20 protein-coding genes, 1 tRNA gene and 1 pseudogene are annotated in these 18,910 nt (G+C 74.2%); 9 read left to right on the top strand and 13 right to left on the bottom strand.

Annotated elements, in window-relative coordinates:
* Positions 1–85, top strand: a tRNA-Leu gene (locus ABWU78_RS09960).
* A gap of 317 nt (positions 86–402) precedes the next feature.
* Here the strand turns inward: ABWU78_RS09960 and ABWU78_RS09955 are convergent.
* Together ABWU78_RS09955 and ABWU78_RS09950 are read right to left on the bottom strand one after the other, a co-directional pair.
* Positions 403–969: an ImmA/IrrE family metallo-endopeptidase gene (locus tag ABWU78_RS09955; protein ID WP_353708047.1), complete on the bottom strand. Its 567-nt coding sequence runs from the start codon at positions 967–969 to the stop codon at positions 403–405.
* Positions 970–973: 4 nt separating this feature from the next.
* The gene (locus tag ABWU78_RS09950; RefSeq protein ID WP_353708046.1) at positions 974–1,363 is read right to left on the bottom strand and encodes a helix-turn-helix transcriptional regulator; all 390 of its coding nucleotides are present in this window, start codon (positions 1,361–1,363) and stop codon (positions 974–976) included.
* Between the two features lie 294 nt (positions 1,364–1,657).
* Between ABWU78_RS09950 and ABWU78_RS09945 the strand changes: the two genes are divergently transcribed.
* The gene (locus ABWU78_RS09945; protein ID WP_353708045.1) at positions 1,658–1,885 is read left to right on the top strand and encodes a DUF2188 domain-containing protein; all 228 of its coding nucleotides are present in this window, start codon (positions 1,658–1,660) and stop codon (positions 1,883–1,885) included.
* Between the two features lie 793 nt (positions 1,886–2,678).
* Here the strand turns inward: ABWU78_RS09945 and trxA are convergent.
* Positions 2,679–3,062: a thioredoxin gene (gene trxA / locus ABWU78_RS09940; RefSeq protein ID WP_253051165.1), complete on the bottom strand. Its 384-nt coding sequence runs from the start codon at positions 3,060–3,062 to the stop codon at positions 2,679–2,681.
* Positions 3,063–3,195: 133 nt separating this feature from the next.
* Here trxA and ABWU78_RS09935 point away from each other — a divergent pair, with 133 nt between their 5' ends.
* The 5 genes from ABWU78_RS09935 to ABWU78_RS09915 all read left to right on the top strand — a co-directional run bounded on the left by ABWU78_RS09935 (position 3,196) and on the right by ABWU78_RS09915 (position 8,191).
* Entirely contained in the window at positions 3,196–4,641 is a 1,446-nt protein-coding gene (locus ABWU78_RS09935) for an MFS transporter (RefSeq protein WP_439158233.1), read from the top strand.
* Positions 4,607–6,232, top strand: a complete 1,626-nt coding sequence (locus tag ABWU78_RS09930) for an aminotransferase class V-fold PLP-dependent enzyme (RefSeq protein WP_439158232.1) — start codon at positions 4,607–4,609, stop codon at positions 6,230–6,232. The genes ABWU78_RS09935 and ABWU78_RS09930 overlap by 35 nt, the downstream gene beginning before the upstream one ends.
* 41 nt (positions 6,233–6,273) lie before the next feature.
* Positions 6,274–6,843, top strand: a complete 570-nt coding sequence (locus ABWU78_RS09925) for an NUDIX hydrolase family protein (RefSeq protein ID WP_087471623.1) — start codon at positions 6,274–6,276, stop codon at positions 6,841–6,843.
* The gene (locus tag ABWU78_RS09920; RefSeq protein WP_439158231.1) at positions 6,840–7,502 is read left to right on the top strand and encodes a Pr6Pr family membrane protein; all 663 of its coding nucleotides are present in this window, start codon (positions 6,840–6,842) and stop codon (positions 7,500–7,502) included. The genes ABWU78_RS09925 and ABWU78_RS09920 overlap by 4 nt, the downstream gene beginning before the upstream one ends.
* 146 nt (positions 7,503–7,648) lie before the next feature.
* Positions 7,649–8,191, top strand: coding sequence for a flavodoxin family protein (locus ABWU78_RS09915; RefSeq protein WP_439158230.1), 543 nt, complete (start codon positions 7,649–7,651; stop codon positions 8,189–8,191).
* Positions 8,192–8,305: 114 nt separating this feature from the next.
* Here the strand turns inward: ABWU78_RS09915 and ABWU78_RS09910 are convergent, their stop codons facing one another.
* A complete protein-coding gene (locus tag ABWU78_RS09910) occupies positions 8,306–9,940 on the bottom strand; it encodes an ABC-F family ATP-binding cassette domain-containing protein (RefSeq protein ID WP_253051160.1) in 1,635 nt (544 codons plus the stop codon).
* 110 nt (positions 9,941–10,050) lie between these two features.
* On the opposite strand from ABWU78_RS09910, the gene ABWU78_RS09905 reads away from it, so the two are divergent.
* Positions 10,051–10,524 (top strand): DUF3054 domain-containing protein, encoded by a 474-nt coding sequence (locus ABWU78_RS09905; protein ID WP_439158229.1) that lies wholly within the window; start codon positions 10,051–10,053, stop codon positions 10,522–10,524.
* 65 nt (positions 10,525–10,589) lie between these two features.
* On the opposite strand, the gene rdgB is transcribed toward ABWU78_RS09905, so the two are convergent.
* The 6 genes from rdgB to clpS form a co-directional block, all read right to left on the bottom strand.
* Positions 10,590–11,279, bottom strand: coding sequence for an RdgB/HAM1 family non-canonical purine NTP pyrophosphatase (rdgB, locus tag ABWU78_RS09900; RefSeq protein WP_439158228.1), 690 nt, complete (start codon positions 11,277–11,279; stop codon positions 10,590–10,592).
* Positions 11,276–12,046, bottom strand: coding sequence for a ribonuclease PH (rph, locus tag ABWU78_RS09895; protein ID WP_253051157.1), 771 nt, complete (start codon positions 12,044–12,046; stop codon positions 11,276–11,278). The genes rdgB and rph overlap by 4 nt, the downstream gene beginning before the upstream one ends.
* A 92-nt stretch (positions 12,047–12,138) precedes the next feature.
* Positions 12,139–12,969, bottom strand: a complete 831-nt coding sequence (locus ABWU78_RS09890) for an MBL fold metallo-hydrolase (RefSeq protein ID WP_353708037.1) — start codon at positions 12,967–12,969, stop codon at positions 12,139–12,141.
* Positions 12,969–13,772: a glutamate racemase gene (gene murI, locus ABWU78_RS09885; protein WP_253051155.1), complete on the bottom strand. Its 804-nt coding sequence runs from the start codon at positions 13,770–13,772 to the stop codon at positions 12,969–12,971. Before murI ends, ABWU78_RS09890 begins: the two co-directional genes overlap by 1 nt.
* A 111-nt stretch (positions 13,773–13,883) precedes the next feature.
* Complete coding sequence (locus ABWU78_RS09880; protein ID WP_353708036.1) at positions 13,884–14,549, bottom strand: DUF2017 family protein; 666 nt, start codon at positions 14,547–14,549, stop codon at positions 13,884–13,886.
* Positions 14,546–14,833 (bottom strand): ATP-dependent Clp protease adapter ClpS, encoded by a 288-nt coding sequence (clpS, locus tag ABWU78_RS09875; RefSeq protein WP_253051450.1) that lies wholly within the window; start codon positions 14,831–14,833, stop codon positions 14,546–14,548. The genes ABWU78_RS09880 and clpS overlap by 4 nt, the downstream gene beginning before the upstream one ends.
* A gap of 113 nt (positions 14,834–14,946) precedes the next feature.
* Here clpS and ABWU78_RS09870 point away from each other — a divergent pair, with 113 nt between their 5' ends.
* On the top strand, positions 14,947–16,374 hold the full coding sequence (locus ABWU78_RS09870) for a nicotinate phosphoribosyltransferase (protein WP_290444919.1): 1,428 nt from the start codon (positions 14,947–14,949) through the stop codon (positions 16,372–16,374).
* A gap of 19 nt (positions 16,375–16,393) precedes the next feature.
* Here ABWU78_RS09870 and ABWU78_RS09865 read toward each other — a convergent pair whose 3' ends face one another.
* The 3 genes and pseudogenes from ABWU78_RS09865 to ABWU78_RS09855 all read right to left on the bottom strand — a co-directional run.
* Positions 16,394–18,247 carry a DEAD/DEAH box helicase gene (locus tag ABWU78_RS09865; protein WP_253051153.1) on the bottom strand — a complete coding sequence of 618 codons (1,854 nt, stop codon included), beginning with the start codon at positions 18,245–18,247 and terminating at the stop codon, positions 16,394–16,396.
* On the bottom strand, positions 18,244–18,579 hold the full coding sequence (locus tag ABWU78_RS09860) for a DUF3039 domain-containing protein (RefSeq protein ID WP_141388733.1): 336 nt from the start codon (positions 18,577–18,579) through the stop codon (positions 18,244–18,246). The genes ABWU78_RS09865 and ABWU78_RS09860 overlap by 4 nt, the downstream gene beginning before the upstream one ends.
* A 183-nt stretch (positions 18,580–18,762) precedes the next feature.
* Positions 18,763–18,910: pseudogene (locus tag ABWU78_RS09855) on the bottom strand (glucosamine-6-phosphate deaminase); the annotation flags it as partial.

Genomic DNA, 18,910 nt, shown 5'->3' with positions numbered 1-18,910 from the left:
GCGCGAGTGGCGTAACTGGCAGCCGCGCCAGGTTTAGGTCCTGGTGTCCTCGGACGTGCGGGTTCGAGTCCCGCCTCGCGCACCATAGACGACCTACTGTCTACATCACGGGTAAGTACGCCGGCCCGCAGGTGGGACTGCCCCAGCATCGGTTGGCTCCTGATCTGTGAGGACTGCGGTCCTCGCTGGAAGGATGTCCCGCTTCCCAAGCCCTATCGCGCCGAGTTCCGTCGTGATGTGGGCGCCGTTGCCCGCCAGTGCGGCTCGATCGCTCAGATTGCCAAGCACTTCGGGATCACCGAGTCCTGTCTCCGTACTTGGCTCGAGGCGGCCGATGGCGAAGACGGCGGGCAGCCCGGTGTAACGAAGCAGGAGTCGGCCGAGCTGCGCGATAGCGCATCCCTACCTCCCGCTGCGAGCCCGCCACCGCTTGGCGATGACCGCGCCCCCTGACATTCGCATGCGCCACTCGGCCATCTCGACGCTGACATCGAACTGACGGGCGACGGTCTCGGGCGCACGGCCGTACATCGCCGCGCGCTTGGCCGCTTCAGGCGGCACCAGTAGCGCCCCGGCGAGTTCGGCCGCCTCCTGTTCCTGCACCTTCCCCGTCCCAGTGCACCCGCCATCCTCATCGAGCCACGTCGTGCCGAGCACGTGTTCGGCAACGATGTGTGCCACCTCGTGGGCGAGGTTCGAGCGCACTCGAACCGGCGAGTGGGCAGGGTTGAACACGATGATCTGCCCGGTCCCGTCCCGTATCAGCCCTGCAGACCACAGATGCGGCGCGAACCGAGTGAAGTGGGCTACTGCGACCTCGCTTGCACCGACAGCTGCCGCCGAGACGATCGGGATGCTGTACTCCTCCGACCATCGGTCGAAGTCGAAGGGAGATTGGCCGTCCAGATCGAGTTCGGAGCGCACTTCGCTCGCGAGCCTCTGCAGCGCGGCCTTGGATGCTGCTGCCATGCTGTCATCCGTCCGCCGACTGGCGGGCACGTACGTGCCGCAGCGTCGCGGAAAAGATCTCCTCGAGGTACCGCTTGTCGTCATCTGCGAGGTCTCGCCGAGCACGAAGTAGCGCGCTCACCTCGCTGGCGAGCTCCGGCGGAGGAGCACCGTCCTGGCTGCGCGTGGTCGCAGAAGCAGCCGGATCGACGAGGAACTCGTCGGCAGACATGTTCAGCCAGCGCGTGATCTTCGCGTACGAAGGCAGGTCAGGTTGCTGACCGTTACGAAGCCGAGACAGGAGCGCCGGGCTGACGCCGATCTCTCCGGCGGCTTGGCGCCAGGTGCCCCCCTGGGCCGTGATCCTTGCCTCCAGGACGCGTGCCAACTGCTCGACATTCACCGTTCGACTCATGGCTCGAGTGTCTCCACGACCCGAGCGTATCAGTAGCGACACGCGGTTGCGCCACCGATGCGAGACCGTTACGGTGCAGATACGACGTTGCAGCAGCGCAACCCCGGATGCAAGGAGGAAGTCGATGGCCACCAACACGGGTAAAGGTCACCGGCGAGGGGCGGTGACTGGCCGGTCCCAGACCTACAACCCGCGAACCAAGTCGTTCGTGAAGCGGGACTCTGGGACAGGCCGGTTCATGGACGGCAAGAGCGATGGGCGTCCGTTCAAGGGCGTCAGGAAGGAGAACTGATCATGGCGCGCAAGCGATACGACGTGGTCTACCGGTCCGTCTCGGACAAGTGGAACGTGACGCACCAGCAGACCACGCTCTCGACGCACTTCACCAAGGAAGCGGCCGTCAGTGCCGGCGTCGACGTGGCGAGGCGCAACGCGCCGAGCCAGCTGATCATCCACCGCAAGGACGGCACGATCGAGGACGAGCGCACCTACGGCGACGACCCCTACCCCCCGCGCGGGTGACGCGCCAGTCGGGGCGGGCTGCCCACGTTCTGGGGCAGCCCGCCCGCCAAATCCCTGAGGCACGGAGGAGTCTTCCACGCCGGATCAATGGGAGTTCGAAACTGGCTCGTCGACAGTGGTCGGCGCGGCGTTGTGGCGCCACACGGGTGGAAGTCGGCCGACTCGCAGACGAGGGAGGTGCGCGGTCGACCAGACGACCCCGCTCCTTTTCCATCGCCTTCAGTACCGCCTCGGCCAGCGCACCAGCGCCGATGAGACTGCAGTTTCTCTGCACGATCCGCACCGTCGCGCCAGTTCCGGGCGCGGGGCAATTAGTAGGTTGCCGTCCAGGTCGCGGAGCTGCGGGGACGACACGCTCCCAATGCCCTGCACGCCCCCGACGACCTCGACCCGGGGGCGTCGAGGGCGCTCGCACGGCTGCGAGGTCGTCGACCCACCGGAAGAACCTCGGCCTCGTCGGCCGTGAGCGCGGTGACGGTGCCGTCCAGCGCGAGGTCGAGCGCCCCGGGGGCGCGCCATCCGTCGCGATGCCCGCACCCGAGGAGGCGCTGCGACGACCCTGCCACGGGCGCTGGCGCCCGCCGACGGGATTCACCCGCCCATCAACTGGACGCCCGTCCAGTTGGGCGGCTAGCCTGACGCCAGAGCCGGTGTCCGCACCATTGCCCCCTGCCGGTGCGGGCACCGGCTTCTTCCGTCGAGGCGCACCCTGCGCGCGCACGACGGCCTCTGACCGAGACGCGAACGGCCCGGCACCTCCAGGTGCCGGGCCGTTCGCGTGCGCGGGGACGGGTCAGGCGTCCTGCGCCGGGGTCCCGTCGTTCGCCGCGGCGATCTGGCGACGCACGTCGTCCATGTCGAGGCCCTTGACGGCGTCCACGACCTGCTTGAGCGCGGGCGCGGGGAGCGCACCCGGCTGGGAGAAGACGAGGATGCCCTCGCGGAAGGCCATGAGCGTCGGGATCGACGTGATGTTCGCGGCCGCCGCGAGGCCGCGCTCGGCCTCGGTGTCGATCTTGCCGTGCACCACGTCCGGGTTCTCCTCCGACGACGCCTCGAACACCGGGGCGAACATCTTGCACGGTCCGCACCAGTCGGCCCAGAAGTCGACGAGGACGATGTCGTTCTCGGTGATCGTCTGCTCGAAGGTGGACTCGGTGAGCGTCTGCGTGGCCATGGATGATCCTCCTGGGACGGTGGGGGTGTCTGCCTCGTAGAGCAACGATCCTCCCCCACGTATTCCCCTCGCTCTCCCGGCACGGCGTGGACCTCGACCCGCCCCGGGCGCGACCAGCCTCTACGCTGCCCCTGTGACGAACGCCACCGCTTCCCCCCGGCTCTCGCGCGCCACCATCGCCGGCTACGCCGCCGGCTCCGTCGGCACCGGGGGCTTCGGCACCCTGCCCGGCCTCGTGCTGCTCGTGTACCTGACCGACGCGCTCGCGGTGCCCGCCGCGGTCGCGGGGCTCATCGTCACCGGCGCGAAGGTCTGGGACGTCGTCATCGACCCGTTCATCGGGTACGGCTCCGACCGCGACCTCGCCCGCACCGGCTCGCGCCGGCGCTTCATGACGATCGGCGCCCTCACGCTGCCCGTCTTCTTCGCGCTGACGTTCGCCGTCCCCGCCGCGGCCGGGCCCACCGCGGCGGCGATCTGGGTGCTCGTCGCGTTCCTCCTCGCCGCGACGGCGTTCTCGCTCTTCCAGGTCCCGTACATCGCCCTGCCGGCCGAGCTCGACCCCACCTACGACGGCCGCACGCGGCTGCTCGCGTGGCGCGTCGCGGCGCTCGCGTTCGCGATCCTGCTGTTCGGCGCGGGCGGCCCCGCGCTGCGCGGGGGCGGCGACTCGACCTCGGGCTACCTCGTCATGGGCGTCGTGTCCGGCCTCGTCATCGGCGCCGGGATGCTCGTCGCCACCCGCGTCGCCCCACGCACGCCGGGCGCCCGGGACGCGGGCTCGCCCGTCGGGACGACGACGCCGCTCGCCCCCGCCGCCTCGACGTCCGCCTCGCGCGCGTGGACCGTCGCGGTCCGCGAGGCGTTCGACGCGCTGCGCCGCTCGCGGCCGTTCCGCACGCTGCTGTCCGCGTTCTTCCTCCAGGCGGTCGCCACCGGCCTCATGCTCGCGGGCGCGGCCTACGTCGCCCGGTACGTCCTCCACGACGAGGCCGCGGTGAGCTACCTCTTCGCCGCCCTCATCGCCCCCGCCCTGCTCTGCATGCCCCTGTGGACCCGGCTCGCGCGCCGCGACGGGAAGGAGCGCGGCTTCGTCGTCGCCACGGTGCTCTTCGCCGTCGCCGCACTGGGGATGGTGCCGCTCCTCTGGGCGCCCGGCGCGTGGGTGTACGGCCCGACGGCCCTCGCCGGGATCGCCTACGCGGGCATGCAGGCGCTGCCGCTCGCGATGCTCCCGGACGTCATCGCCCACGACGCGCGCACGCACGGCGAGGGGCGCGGCGGGGCGTTCAGCGGCGTGTGGACGGCGGGCGAGACCACGGGCATGGCGCTCGGCGCCGCGGTGCTCTCGCTCGTCCTCGGCATCACGGGCTACGTGTCGTCGCGCGCCGGGGAGACCGTGGCGCAGCCGACCGCGGCCGTCGACGGCATCGCCCTGGCGTTCTCGGTCGTCCCCGCGGTCCTCGTGCTGACAAGCCTCGTACCGCTCGTACGGTACGGTCTGCGCAAGGGGGACATCGACGACACAGCACCGGAGCTGCCGCGTGACCACGCCTCCACCGACCGAGCGCACGACTGACCCCTCCTCGGAGCACTCCGGGGGCGCGCCGGGCGACGTCCCGCTGCGCACGGACGGGATCCTCGACCGGCTCGCCGCGCTCCGCGCCGCCGACGCCCCCACGCACGGGGGCCGCGTCCTGTCCTACGTCTACGACCCGGGTCTCGCCGAGCTCGACGAGCTCGCCGCCGCGGCCGCCCGCGCGGTCCAGCCCGTCAACGGCCTCGACCCGACCACGTTCACCTCAGTGGCCGTCATGGAGTCCGAACTCGTCGCCTTCGCCCGGGCCATGCTCCGTGGGCCCGCTGCGGGGCCGGACGCCGTCGTGGGCTCGGTGACGTCGGGCGGGACCGAGAGCTGCCTCCTCGCCGTGAAGATCGCCCGCGACGCCGCCCGCGCGGCCCGGCCCGGCGTGCGCCCGCGCGTCGTCGCCCCGGTGAGCGTGCACGCGGCGTTCCGCAAGGCCGCGCAGTACCTCGACGTCGACCTCACGCTCGTGCCGGTCGACCCCGCGACCGGCACGCTCGCCGCCGCCGACCTCGTCGCGGCGCTCGACGGCGGGCCCGACGGCGACGACGTCGCGCTGGTCGTCGTGTCCGCGCCGTCGTACCCGCACGGCGTCGTCGACCCGGTGGCCGAGGTCGCCGCCGCGGCCGCCGCGCGCGGCGTGCCGGTGCACGTGGACGCGTGCGTCGGTGGGTGGGTCCTGCCGTTCTGGGAGGACGCGGGCGGCGAGCAGGTGCCCGCGTTCGACTTCTCCGTGCCCGGTGTGACGAGCATCTCCGCGGACGTGCACAAGTACGGCTACGCCCCCAAGGGCACGTCGGTCCTGCTCGTGCGCGGCCGCGACCGGCAGCGCCGCCAGTTCTTCGCGACGACGGGCTGGCCCGGCTACCCGGTGGTCAACCCGACGACGTCCGGCTCGCGCTCGGCGGCCCCGCTCGCCGCGGCGTGGGCCGTGAGCCAGGCCCTCGGGACGCCCGGGTACACGGCCCTCACCGCACGGTGCGTGCGCGCGACCCGGGCGCTGCGTGCGGCGATCGAGGGGATCGACGGGCTGCGCGTCGTCGGCCACCCGACCGGCCCCCTCGTCGCGGTGGCCTGCGACGAGTCCGTCCCGGCCGCGCGGCAGGTCGACCCGCACCTGTGGGCCGACGCCGTCCGGTCGCTCGGCTGGAGCCTCCAGCCCCAGCCCGGGCTCGCGCAGGACGACGGGACCCACCTGCCGCACACGACCCACCTGACGGTCACCCCCGTGACGGAGGCGGGCGTCGAGGGCCTCGTGGCGGCGCTCGTCCAGGGGGCCGACGCCGTCCGCGGCGAGCCGCGCCCCGACGTGAGCGCCGTGCTCGGCGCGCTCGCGGGGGCGTTCGCCCCGGGCACCGACGGCGCTGCGCCGGAGCCCACCGCCGACGCCGTCTGGGAGGCGCTGCTCGCGGCGCTCGCCGTGGACGGCGGCGAGCGCGGCGGGACGGCCCGCTCCGTCCTGCCCGACCGGCTCGCGCCGCTCATGGCCGTCATGGAGGTGCTGCCGGCGGCGGTGGCGGAACGGGCGCTCGTCGAGATCGTCGCGCGGGTCGCCGAGCCGCCCGCCGGTCCCGGCGCGCCGTGAGCGGACTCGCCCCGGCGCACCGCACGGGGTAGAACAGTCGCGTGACCGACACCGCCGACTTCGTGCCCGACGACTTCTCCCACGAGAACCCGCAGCCCGCGGGCTGGCTCAGCCCGGAGGAGATCGCGGTCGCCCGTGCGCAGCTCCCGCTCGTCTACGTCGACGCCGTCCCGGTGCGGGTCGACGACTCGGGCGACGTCGTCGCGGTCGGGCTCCTGCTGCGCGTCACGCCGGAGGGCATGATGACGCGCGCCCTGGTCTCCGGCCGCGTGATGTTCCACGAGCGCATCCGCGACGCCCTGCTGCGGCACATCGAGAAGGACCTGGGCCCGGTCGCGCTCCCCCAGGTCCCCGCGTCGCCGCAGCCGTTCACGGTCGCCGAGTACTTCCCGACGCCGGGCATCACCTCCTACCACGACCCCCGCCAGCACGCGGTGTCGCTCGCGTACGTGGTGCCGGTGACGGGCGACTGCCGCCCGCAGCAGAACGCGCTCGAGCTCGCGTGGCTCACGCCCGAGCAGGCGTGCAGCGACGAGGTGCAGCTCGAGATGCGGGGCGGCCAGGGGGTGCTGCTGCGCCAGGCGATGGCGTACGTGGGCCGCCTCCCGTGACGGGCGCACCGCGCGTCCCGGCGGCCGGACGCCGGATCGCCGCCGCTCGGGTGCTCCACGCGCTCGTGGCGCTCGCCGCGCTCACGGGCGTCGCCATGGAGCTCGTCATCGCGCTGGTCGACGGGCCCGGCACGGCCCCGAGCCAGGCCGAGCGGCTCGTGCGCCTCTTCTCCTACTTCACGATCCAGTCGAACCTGCTCGTCGGGATCGTCTCGGTCCTCCTCGCGGTGCGGCCCGAGCGCGACGGCCCGGTGCTCCGCGTCGCGCACCTCGACGCGCTGCTGTGCATCGCCGTCACCGGCCTCGTCTACAACACCGTCCTGCGCGGTCTCGCCGAGCTGAGCGCCGCCGGCCAGGTCTCGAACCTGCTCCTGCACCTGCTCGCGCCCGTGCTCGCCGTCGCGGCGTGGCTCCTCGTCGGTCCGCGCCCCCGGGTCGACGCCGCGACGGTGTGGTGGTCCGTCGTCTACCCCCTCGCATGGATCGCGTACACGTTCGTCCGAGGCGCGGCCGTCGGCTGGTACCCGTACCCGTTCCTCGACGTGAGCGCGCTCGGCCTGGGCCGGGCGCTGGTCAACACGGCGGTCGTCGCGGTCGTCTTCCTCGCGCTGGCGTGGGTCGTGCGCCTCGTCGACGCGCGGCTGCGCCCGGCCCCCTGACGCCTCGTCCACCGGACGACGGCGAGCCAGGGACCAACGACCCCCGCGCTCCGTCCGCTCGGCCCTGGGCCGGGCGTGCCCTCGCCCGGAGGCTGGACGGAGGGGACCCGTCCGGTCCGGACGGGCGTTCGACGAAGGGGCGCGCCATGGATGCCGCAGTGGTCTACGAGTCGATGTACGGGAACAGCGAGCGGGTCGCGCAGGCCGTCGCCGAGGGGCTGAGCGAGACGGTCCGCGTGACGGTGGTCGACGTGACCGACCCCGCGGCGAGCCCCGAGGCGCTCCGGCACATGGGCCTCGTCGTCGCCGGCGGCCCGACCCACGCCTTCGGCATGACCCGGCCCACGACCCGCGCCGAGGCCGTGCAGCGCGCGAGCGGCGACGTGTCCGACCGCGCGACGGGACTGCGCGAGTGGGTCGATTCCGTCCCGCGCCAGGACGAGACGCGCCTGGCCGCGACGTTCGACACGCGCGTCACCAAGGTCAAGCCCCTGCCCGGCTCCGCCGCGCGCGGCGCGGCCAAGGTGCTGCGCCGCGCCGGCTTCCGCCTGGTCACTCCCCCGGCGTCGTTCTACGTCGGGGACGTCGAGGGGCCGCTCGACGACGGCGAGCTGGACCGCGCCCGGGCGTGGGGCCGCGCGCTGGGCAAGGTGCTCGTGCCCGCGGCGAGCCCGGCCGAGGGCCGCTGAAGCTCCCGCGGTTGGTAGGGATCGGGGTCGGTGCCGCCGCGGATCCGTACCGCCGCGGATCCGTGCCGTCGCGCGTCGGTGCCGTCGCAGGTCGTGCCGGTCTCGCCGCCGGGGTCAGCCCCCGAGCTCGAGCCTCGGCCAGTCGTCGAGGTCCTCGCGCATCCGACGGTCGTGCGTCGCGACGACCACGGCCGCGGGCGTGACCCGCAGCGCCTGCGTGAGCTCGTCGACGAGGTCGATCGAGAGGTGGTTGGTCGGCTCGTCGAGGATCAGCACGTGCGGCGCGGCCAGGAGCGCCCGGGCGAGGTCGAAGCGGCGCCGCTGCCCCGCGGACAGCTCGCGCAGCGGGCGCTCCAGGTCCTCCTCGGTCAGCAGGCCGAGGAACGCGACCGGCACGAGGTGGTCCGGGTCCAGGCGTCCCGCGTCGAGCAGCTCGAGGGCCTCGCGCGCGTACTCGTCGAACCCGGTGCGGTCCTCGGCCTCGGGGGGCAGCGCCGGGCCCTCCTGCGCGACCACGCCCAGCCGTGCGCCGTCGACCACGGACCGTGCCCCGCGGTCGAGGGGCACCAGTCCCGCGAGCGCCGCGAGGAACGTCGACTTGCCGCTGCCGTTCGGCCCGGTGACGAGGAGCCGGCCCGAGGGCGGGAGCGCGACCCGGGTCCCGGGCAGGTCGAGGCGCGCGCCGCCGTCGGGCCCGACGCGCGGGCTGCGCAGCTCGAGGACCGGGTCGCCCGGGTCCCAGCCCGGCGACATCGCGGGCAGCTCGGGGAAGACGAGCTGGAGCGGCGGCACCGGGACCTCGACGGCCTCCGCCTCGAGCTGCTGGAGGCGCCGGTCCGCGGCCTTGACGTGGATGCGGGCCCGCGTCGCGCGACGGTGCTTCTGGCTGCCCTTGGGCGGGCGCCACTCGTCGGACAGCCCCTCGTACGACGCGTCGAGCACCGCCGCGAGCTTCTCCGCGCGCTTCTGCTCCGCACGGAACCGCTGGCGCCAGCGGTGCAGCGCCTGGTTCTTGGCGAACCGGTAGGACAGGTAGCCCGGCTGCCCGTAGAGCACCGGCTTCCCGTCCATGGCCGGGTCGAGGTCGAGGATCTCGGTCGCGACGTCGTCGAGGAGCTGCCGGTCGTGCGTGACCATCACCACGCCGCCGCGCCACGCGACGAGCTCGCCCGTGAGGAAGTCGATCCCGCCGGTGTCGAGGTGGTTGGTCGGCTCGTCGAGGAGGAGCAGGTCGGCACGCTCGGCGAGCCGGCACGCGAGCCGCACGCGGTAGCGCTCGCCGACGGACAGGGTCGCGAGCTCGCGGTCCCGGTCGCGGCACGCGCCGAGCCGCGAGAGCGCGACGTCGACGCGCCGGTCCGCGTCCCACACCGCGAGGTGCTCGGCCCGCCCGAGGATCTCCGTGAGCTCGGCGAGGTCGCCGGCCTCGTGGTCGAAGTCGCGTGCTGCCGCCTCGAGCTCCGCCGCGACCGCCCGCAGCCCGCGGAGCGTCGCGGCGACGAGCGTGCCGACCGTCTGGCCCGGCGCGATCGCGAGCTCCTGCTCGACGAGCGCGAGCGAGCCCGCGCGCCGGACCTCCCCGCGGCTCGGCGCGAGGTCCCCCGACAGCACGTGCAGCAGCGTCGACTTGCCCGTGCCGTTCTCCCCCACCACCCCGAGCCGCGTCCCCGCCGCGACGCGCACCCCGACCCCGTCGAGGACGGGTCGTCCGGGGTAGGCGAAGGCGAGGTCGTCGGCGGCAAGATGCACGGGGACTACCTTATGGTCCGCGAGATCGGCCCCCGCGGCGCGAGATCGACCTCCCGAGGGTCGATCTCGACCGTACGGGCCGATCTCGCGAGCGGGGTACGGTCGAGCCCATGAGCACCGCGCCCTCCGGACCGGACCACGCGAACGTCCCGTCTCCCGCCGCCGGCACCCCCGGGACGACGACGGCGTCCCCGACGGACCGGGCCACGACCGGGGCCGTGGCGCTCGCCGTCGCGCTCGACGTCGTGAGCGTCCTCGCCTTCGCCGCCGGTGGCCGCGCGACCCACTCCGCGAACAGCCCCCTGACCGCCGTCGCCGGCATCGCGTGGCCGTTCCTCGTCGGCCTCGCGGTCGCGTGGATCGTGCTGCGCGCGTGGCGACGCCCGCTCGCGCCCTGGCCCGTCGGTGTCGGCGCGTGGGCGCTGACGTGGGCCGTCGGCATGGCCCTGCGGGCCCTGACGGGCGAGGGCCTCGCCGTGCCGTTCCTCGTGGTCTCCGCGCTGTTCCTGCTCGCGACGCTCGTCGGGTGGCGCCTCGTCGCCACGCTCGTCACGCGCTTCCGCGCGGCCCGCGCCCCGAGGTAGAGGCGTGGTCGCCCGAGGCAGAGGCGTGGTCTGGGACCGGGCCTCTCCCTCGCCGTACCGGGCCTCTACCTCGACGAGAGGACGGTCACGATCTCCGGTGCGAGCGCGCGGAACGCCTTGCCCCGGTGGCTGACGGCGTTCTTCTCCGCGGGGCTGAGCTCGGCCGCGGAGCGGGCGGGCGCGCCGGGGTCCGGCTGCTCGTCCGGCAGGAGGATCGGGTCGTACCCGAACCCGTTCTCACCGCGCGGTGCGGTCAGAAGGGTCCCGCGCATCTCGCCGGTGCGCACCACCTCGGTGCCGTCCGGCGTGACGAGCGCCGCCGCGCACACGAAGCCCGCTGCCCGGTGCTCGGCGGGCACGTCGCCGAGCTGGGCGAGCAGGAGCTCGAGGTTCGCGACGTCGTCGCCGTGCCGCCCGGCCCAGCGCGCCGAGAAGATCCCGGGGGCGCCGCCGAGCACGTCGACGGCGAGGCCCGAGTCGTCCGCGACGGCGGGCAGCCCCGTGGCCGCGACGAGCGCGCGCGCCTTGATGAGCGCGTTCTCCGCGAACGTCACGCCGTCCTCGACCGGCTCGGGCGCGCCCACGTCGCCCGCGCCGACGATCGCCTCGGGCGCGAGCTCGAGCCCCGGGTGCGCGTCGAGCTCAGCGGCCAGGATGGCTCGCAGCTCGGCGATCTTGCCCGGGTTGTGCGTCGCGAGGACGAGGCGCGCGCCGTCGGGCACGACGACGCCCGTCGCCCCGGGCGCGCCGCTCACCGCGCGTCCGCCGCGAGCGCCGCGCGCTGGATCGCGGTGAGGTCGGCCGTGCCTGCCACCGCGAGGTCGAGCAGCGCGTCGAGCTCGGCACGGTCGAACGGCGCGTGCTCCGCCGTGCCCTGCACCTCGACGAACGTCCCGGAGCCCGTGACGACGACGTTCATGTCCGTCTCGGCGCGCACGTCCTCGACGTACGGGAGGTCGAGCATGGGCGTGCCGTCGATGATCCCGACGCTCACCGCCGCGACGGAGTCGGTCAGCACGGGCTTGCCGCCCGTGATGTGGCCGTGCCGCTGGCCCCACGCGACGGCGTCGGCGAGCGCGACGTAGGCGCCGGTGATCGCCGCGGTGCGCGTGCCGCCGTCGGCCTGCAGGACGTCGCAGTCGAGCACGATCGTGTTCTCGCCGAGCGCCGAGACGTCGATGATCGCGCGCAGGGACCGGCCGATGAGACGCGAGATCTCGTGCGTGCGCCCGCCGATCCTGCCCTTGACCGACTCGCGCTGGCTGCGCTCGTTCGTCGCGCGCGGCAGCATCGCGTACTCGGCGGTGACCCAGCCCTCGCCCGACCCCTTGCGCCAGCGCGGCACGCCCTCCGTGAACGACGCCGCGCACAGCACGCGCGTGCGACCGAACTCGACGAGCACGCTGCCCTCGGCCTGGTCGAGCCAGTGGCGGGTGATGGTCACGGGGCGGAGCTGGTCGGGCGTGCGGCCGTCGGCGCGCAGGCGCGCGCCCGTGTCCGAGGACGATGCGGGGATGGTCATGCCGCCACCCTACCGACCACCCGGCACCCGCTGAGTGCCGGGTGTCTGTCGTCACGACGCCGTGCGGGCGACAGGTCCCCCGCACTCAGGGACTAGAGGTCGAACACCGCGCCCGTCGTCGCGACGTCGACCGGACCCGCGTACGACTCGCGCGCTTCCGCGCGGGAGCGTTCGGGGTCGTTCCACGCCGGGAGGTGCGTCAGCACCAGGCGGTGCGCGCCGGCCGCCGTCGCGACCTCGCCCGCCCGGCGCCCCGTGAGGTGGATGCCGCGCTCGACGCCGTCGTCGCGGCCCTCGTGGAACGCGGCCTCCGACAGCAGCAGGTCGGCGTCCCGCGCGAGCTCGACGACGCCGTCGCACGCGTCGGTGTCGCCCGTGTACGCGAGCACGGCCCGCTCGCCGGGCCGCGCGGACGAGGGCCCGGTGACCCGCACGCCGTACGCCTCGACGGGGTGGAACACGCGATAGGGCTCCAGCGTGAACGGCCCCACCTGGACGGGCGCGCCCGGGTCCCAGACCCGCACGTCGAGCTCCTCGGTCATCCCGTCGCCCGGCTCGGCGCCGTACGCCGCCTCGATGCGCGCGGCCGTCCCCGACGGACCGAGCACCGTCAGCCGGCTCGGCACCCCGGTCCGGGTCGAGCCGCGCTCGGGGTGGTAGCGCAGGTAGACGTACAGCCCGCAGACGTCGACGAAGTGGTCGGGGTGCAGGTGCGACAGCACGACCGCGTCGAGGTCGAGCGGGTCCACGAACCGCTGGAGCGCACCCAGCGACCCGTTCCCGAGGTCGAGCACGACGTTCCACTCGCGCGCCTCGAAGCCCGCGGCCGCGGCCTCGGCGGCCGGGACCTGGACGAGGTACGACGACGCGGGCGACTCGGGCCCGGCGAACGACCCCGAGCACCCGACCGTGACGAGGCGCATCAGGCCGCCTCCACGCGGAGCACCTCGGGGCCGAGGAAGCGGCGCGCCAGGTGCTCGAACGGCTCCGCGCTGCCCGTCGCGAGGAAGCGGTGCTGCGGCGGCCCCGCGTCGCGCGAGCGCTCGAGGTCGTGCGCGACGAGCGTGCGGTAGACGTCCTTGGCGGTCTCCTCCGCGCTCGACACGAGCGTGACCTCCTCGCCCATGACGTAGGAGATCGCGCCCGTCAGGAGGGGGTAGTGGGTGCACCCGAGCACGAGCGTGTCGACGCCCGCCGCCTTGACCGGGTCGAGGTAGCGGTGCGCGACCTCCAGCACCTCGGGCCCCGACGTCACGCCCTGCTCGACGAGGGGCACGAAGTCCGGGCACGCCTGGGTCGTCAGGTGCAGGCCCGGCGTGACGGCGAACGCGTCCTCGTAGGACCTCGACGTGATGGTGGCGCGCGTCCCGATGACCCCGATCCGCCCCGAGCGCGTCGCCGCGACCGCGCGCCGCGCCGCCGGGAGGATCACCTCGACGACCGGCAGGCCGTGACGCTGCGTGTACCGCTCGCGGGCGTCGCGCAGGACCGCCGAGGAGGCCGAGTTGCACGCGATGACCAGCATCTTCACGCCGTCGTCGACGAGCTGGTCCATGATCGCCAGCGCCATCGCCCGGACCGCCGCGAGCGGCTTGGGCCCGTAGGGGCCGTTCGCGGTGTCCCCGATGTAGAGGAGGGACTCGTTCGGGAGCTGGTCCAGGATCGAGCGCGCGACGGTCAGGCCGCCCACGCCCGAGTCGAAGATCCCGATGGGAGCGTCGTTCACCCGCCCGAGCCTACTGGCGCGCCCGCGCGCGGGGCGCACCGAACCGCGGCTGCCGCCTGTGGCAGCGCCCACAGGGCGGTCGCCCGTCCGGCCCGACGCGCGGCACGACCCTCAGGGCCGGCCGCGCCCCGCGCGCAGGTCGGCGAGCATGCCGTCCACGAGCGACTCCTGGAGCAGTCCCGTGAGCAGGAACACGCTCACGAGGAAGCGGCGCGGCGCGCCGCCCACCTCGCCGTCGTCCGGGCCGTCGTCGCCCTCGCGGTCCAGCTCGTCGTACAAGCCCTCGACCTGCTCGTCGGTCCGCAGGCCGAGCCGCTCCGCGAGCACGAGGCGGACGTCCGTCAGTGCCCCCGCCACGTCCTCGGCCTCGTCGCGCGCGACCGTGAACGGGGCCACCTCGGCGGGCTCCGGGTCCACGAGCAAGCGCGCCAGCCGCACCAGCCGCCCGACCTTGCGCGCCGCGAGGTCGTCCTGCGTGAACCGCCGGAACTCGGCAGCCACCTCGACGTCGTCCGACGCGTCGGGGAGCAGACGACGCACCGCCGGGTCGGGCGGGGGCGTCGCGTCCGACCCGTGCCCACCGGGCACCGGGCCCGTCCAGCCGGCGGGCGCCCACCCGTCGCCGGGCCCGGACGGCCCGGGCTCCCCCGGCACCCGACCGGGCACGCCCTCCTGGAGCATCTGCGCGACGTCGCCCGCGAGCTGGGCCAGCACGATCCGTTCCGACGGCTCGAGCTCTGCGACGTACCCGTGCGCCTCCGCGCGGAACGGCCTCACTGCTCGCCGTCCTTCTGGAGCGTCGCCCACAGCCCGTACGAGTGCATCGCCTGCACGTCGACCTCCATGCGCTCGCGGTCGCCCGTCGACACGACGGCACGACCCTCCTGGTGCACCTGGAGCATGAGCTCGTGGGCGCGCTCCGCGGCGTACCCGAAGTAGGACTCGAACACGTACGCGACGTAGCTCATGAGGTTGACCGGGTCGTTCCACACGAGGGTGACCCACGGGCTGTCGGGGAGGACGGACTCGTCGACCCGGGTCGCCTCCTCGGGCACGGTCACGGACGCCCGCGCGCCGACGGCGCGGGTGAAGATCGGCTGGGGGCTCACGCCACCACTGTATTCGTGGGCCTGTCGACACCCGTCGTGCCCGTCGCTGCCCTACCGTATTCCGCATGAGCCTCGCCGATCCGGGCAGCGTCGCCCTCTCCCCGACCGACAGCGCTGCCTCGCCGGGACAGGCCGGCCCGGTCCCGCAGCGCCCGCCGTACCGGCCGGTCGCGTCGACCGCCCTGCTCACCGACCGCTACGAGCTGACGATGCTCCAGGCCGCGCTCGCGGACGGCACCGCCGACCGGCACTGCCTGTTCGAGGTCTTCACGCGCCGCCTGCCCCCCGGGCGGCGCTACGGGGTCCTCGCGGGGACCGGACGCGTCCTCGAGGCGCTCTCGTCGTTCCGCTTCGGGGCCGAGGAGCTCGACTGGCTGCACGCGCAGTCCGTCGTCGACGACCGCACCCTCGAGTTCCTCGCCGGGTATCGGTTCACCGGGACGATCACCGGGTACGCCGAGGGCGAGGTCTTCTTCCCGCACTCCCCCGTGATGACCGTCGAGGGCACGTTCGCCGAGGCGGTCCTGCTCGAGACGCTCGTGCTGTCGATCCTCAACTACGACTCCGCCGTCGCCTCGGCCGCGTCGCGCATGACGAGCGCCGCCGTCGAGCGCCCCTGCCTCGAGATGGGCGCGCGGCGCGCGCACGAGCAGGCCGCCGTCGCCGCGGCGCGTGCCGCCGTCGTCGGCGGGTTCGCCGGGACCTCGAACCTCGAGGCAGGACGCCGCTACGGGCTCGCGACCATCGGCACGGCCGCGCACGCGTTCACGCTCCTGCACGACGACGAGGAGTCCGCCTTCGCGTCGCAGGTCGCCTCCCTCGGGCCCGAGACCACGCTCCTCGTCGACACCTACGACGTGCGCAAGGGGGTCCAGAACGCGGTCCGGGCCGCCGGCGGGCGCCTCGGCGCCGTCCGTCTCGACTCGGGCGACCTCGGTGTCCTCGCCGTCGAGGTGCGGCGCCAGCTCGACTCGCTCGGTGCGCACGACACGAAGATCACCGTCACGTCCGACCTCGACGAGTACGCCATCGCGTCGCTCGCCGCCGCCCCGGTCGACTCCTACGGCGTGGGCACGTCGCTCGTCACCGGCTCCGGCGCGCCGACGTGCGGCATGGTCTACAAGCTCGTCGCGCGCGCCGACTCCACCGGCGTGCTCCAGCCCGTCGCCAAGGCGTCCACGGCCAAGACCAGCACCGGCGGGCGCAAGGTCGCCGCGCGCCGGTTCGACGTCGACGGGCGCGCGGTCGAGGAGGTCGTCGTCACGGGCGCCGACCTCCCGGTCCAGGAGTGGGAGCCCGACGACGGCGACCTGCGCCCGCTCCAGGTCCCGCTCGTCGTCGACGGCGCGGTCGACTCCCGCTGGGTCGGGTCCTACGGCGTCCAGAACGCGGCGCACCGCCACCGCGAGGCCCGCGCCGAGCTGCCCCGCGGCGCACGACGCCTGTCCGCCGGGGACCCCGCGATCCCGACGGTCGTGCACACGCTCCCCTGACGCGCGGGGACGGTGTCGACTACCGCTTGCCGACGAACCAGCCACGGACGGTCGCGACACGGGCGTCGAGCTGTTCGACCGTCGCGAGCGGGACCTCGGGTCCGCCGCAGCGGCGGCGCAGCTCGGTGTGCACCGATCCGTGCGGCTGCCCGCTCCGGCGGGACCACGCGGAGACGAGCTGCTGGAGCTCCTTGCGGAGCTCCGCGGCCCGACGGTGGTCCATCTCGGACCGCTCCCGCTCCGCCGACTGGCTGGACTTCGAGCGGGCGCTCATCTGGTCCGCCTGGCGCTGACGCAGCAGCGTGGTGACCTGGTCGGCGTCGAGGAGGCCCGGCAGGCCGAGGAAGTCGAGCTCCTCGTCCGACCCGACGTCCGCGCCCGTGCCGAACTCGCCGCCGTCGAACAGCACGCGGTCGAACGAGGCCTGCGCCTCGAGCGCCTCGAACGAGCCCTGGACGAGCTCGCCCGACGCCTTGTCCTCGCGGTTCGCCTCCGCCAGGAGCGCGTCCTCGGGGTTGAACCCCTCTCCCTGCTCCTCCGCGGTGAGCGGCCGGTCGAGCGCGTGGTCGCGCTCGATCTCGAGCCCGTTCGCGAGCTCCAGCAGGTGCGGGACGCTCGGCAGGAACACCGACGCCGTCTCGCCCCGCTTGCGCGCCCGCACGAACCGCCCGACGGCCTGCGCGAAGAACAGCGGGGTCGCCGTCGAGGTCGCGTACACGCCGACGGCGAGGCGCGGGACGTCCACGCCCTCCGACACCATGCGCACGGCGACCATCCACCGGCCGTCGCCGTCGGAGAACTCCTCGATCCGGCTGCTCGCCCCGTCGTCGTCGGAGAGGACGACGGTCGGGGACTTCCCGGTGATGCGCGCGAGGTGACCCGCGTAGGCGCGCGCGTCGGTCTGGTCGGTGGCGATGACCAGTCCCCCGGCGTCGGGGATCGCGCGACGCACCTCCGTCAGCCGCTTGTCGGCCGCCGCGAGGACCGACGGGATCCACTCGCCGTTCGGGTCGAGCGCCGTGCGCCACGCCTGGCCGGTCATGTCCTTGGTGAGCGCCTCGCCGAGGCGCGCGCTCACCTCGTCGCCGGCCTTCGTCCGCCAGCGCATGTTCCCCGAGTACGACAGGAAGAGCACGGGTCGCACGACGTGGTCGCGCAGCGCGTCGCCGTAGCCGTACGTGTAGTCCGCGCGCGAGCGGCGGATGCCGTCGGGGCCGCGCTCGTACTCGACGAACGGGATCGCCGCGGTGTCGGAGCGGAAGGGCGTCCCCGTGAGCGCGAGACGACGCGTCGCGTCCTCGAACGCCTCGCGCACCGCGTCGCCCCACGACAGCGCGTCGCCGCCGTGGTGCACCTCGTCGAGGATGACGAGCGTCCGGTCGGCGGTCGTCCGTGCCGCGTGCAGCGCGGGCTTGGCGGCGATCTGCGCGTAGGTCAGCGCGACGCCGTCGTAGTGGGCGCCGTGCCGCCCCTGGCTGTTGCGGAAGTTCGGGTCGATCCGGATGCCGACGCGCGCCGCGGCGTCCGCCCACTGGTGCTTGAGGTGCTCGGTCGGCGCGACGACCGTCACCCGGCGCACGATCCCCTGCTCGAGCAGCTCGGTCGCGACGCGCAGGGCGAACGTGGTCTTGCCCGCCCCGGGGGTCGCGACGGCGAGGAAGTCCCGCGGCGCACGCGTGCGGTACAGCTCGAGGGCCTCGGCCTGCCACGCACGCAGCTTCGACGCCGAGCCCCACGGGGCGCGACGCGGGAACGCGGGCGAGAGGTGCGACGCCGCCGCGGACGAAGGGCTCTGCGGCGCGGGCGGGGTGGTCCTGCTACGGGTGTCGGAGGCGGAGTGACCGGTGGACGTCGTGTGGTGCTCCCCGCTCACTTGCCGGAGTCACCCTCGCCGTCCTGCGGGTCTCGCAGTCCCTCGTAGATCTCCTTGCACGTGGGGCACACGGGGAACTTGTTCGGGTCGCGACCGGGCACCCAGACCTTGCCGCACAGCGCGATCACCGGCTTGCCGGAGAGCGCGGACTCCATGATCTTCTCCTTGCGCACGTAGTGCGCGAAGCGCTCGTGGTCGCCCGGCTCGGTCTGCTCGCGCGTCTCCTCGCGCTCGAGCACCCCGGTCGACGTGCCGGTCGTCGGCTCGGTCGCAGGGTTCCGGAACGGGTCCTCAGGACCTCCGGGGGGAGTGCTCGCGCGGAGTTCGATCATGGAGGGAAGTCTACGTCGGGGCGCCGACACCCGGGTGGCACCACGTCATCGGTCGGCACGCACGGACCCGGGCACGGAAGACGAGAGAGCCCGCCGGCGCGGCGGTCCAGGGGCGTGGACCGCGCGCCGGCGGGCGGCTGTGCCTCGCGGGCCACGGCCCACGAGAGTTCATCGGCGGAGGGTCTACAGGCCCTGCCAGTCCGGCTTGGACGCGTACGTCTGGCGGTAGTAGTCCCCGAGCTGCAGACGCGAGGCCGCCGCGTCGTCGACCAGCACCGTCGCGTGCGGGTGCATCTGCATGATCGTCGCGGGCCACAACGCGCTGATCGGG

The sequence above is a fragment of the Cellulosimicrobium sp. CpK407 genome, from assembly GCF_051844275.1.
Classification (GTDB): Bacteria; Actinomycetota; Actinomycetes; order Actinomycetales; family Cellulomonadaceae; genus Cellulosimicrobium; species Cellulosimicrobium cellulans_G.
Note: the sequence above shows the minus strand (reverse complement) of the source record. Positions and strands in the feature narration are given on the sequence as shown.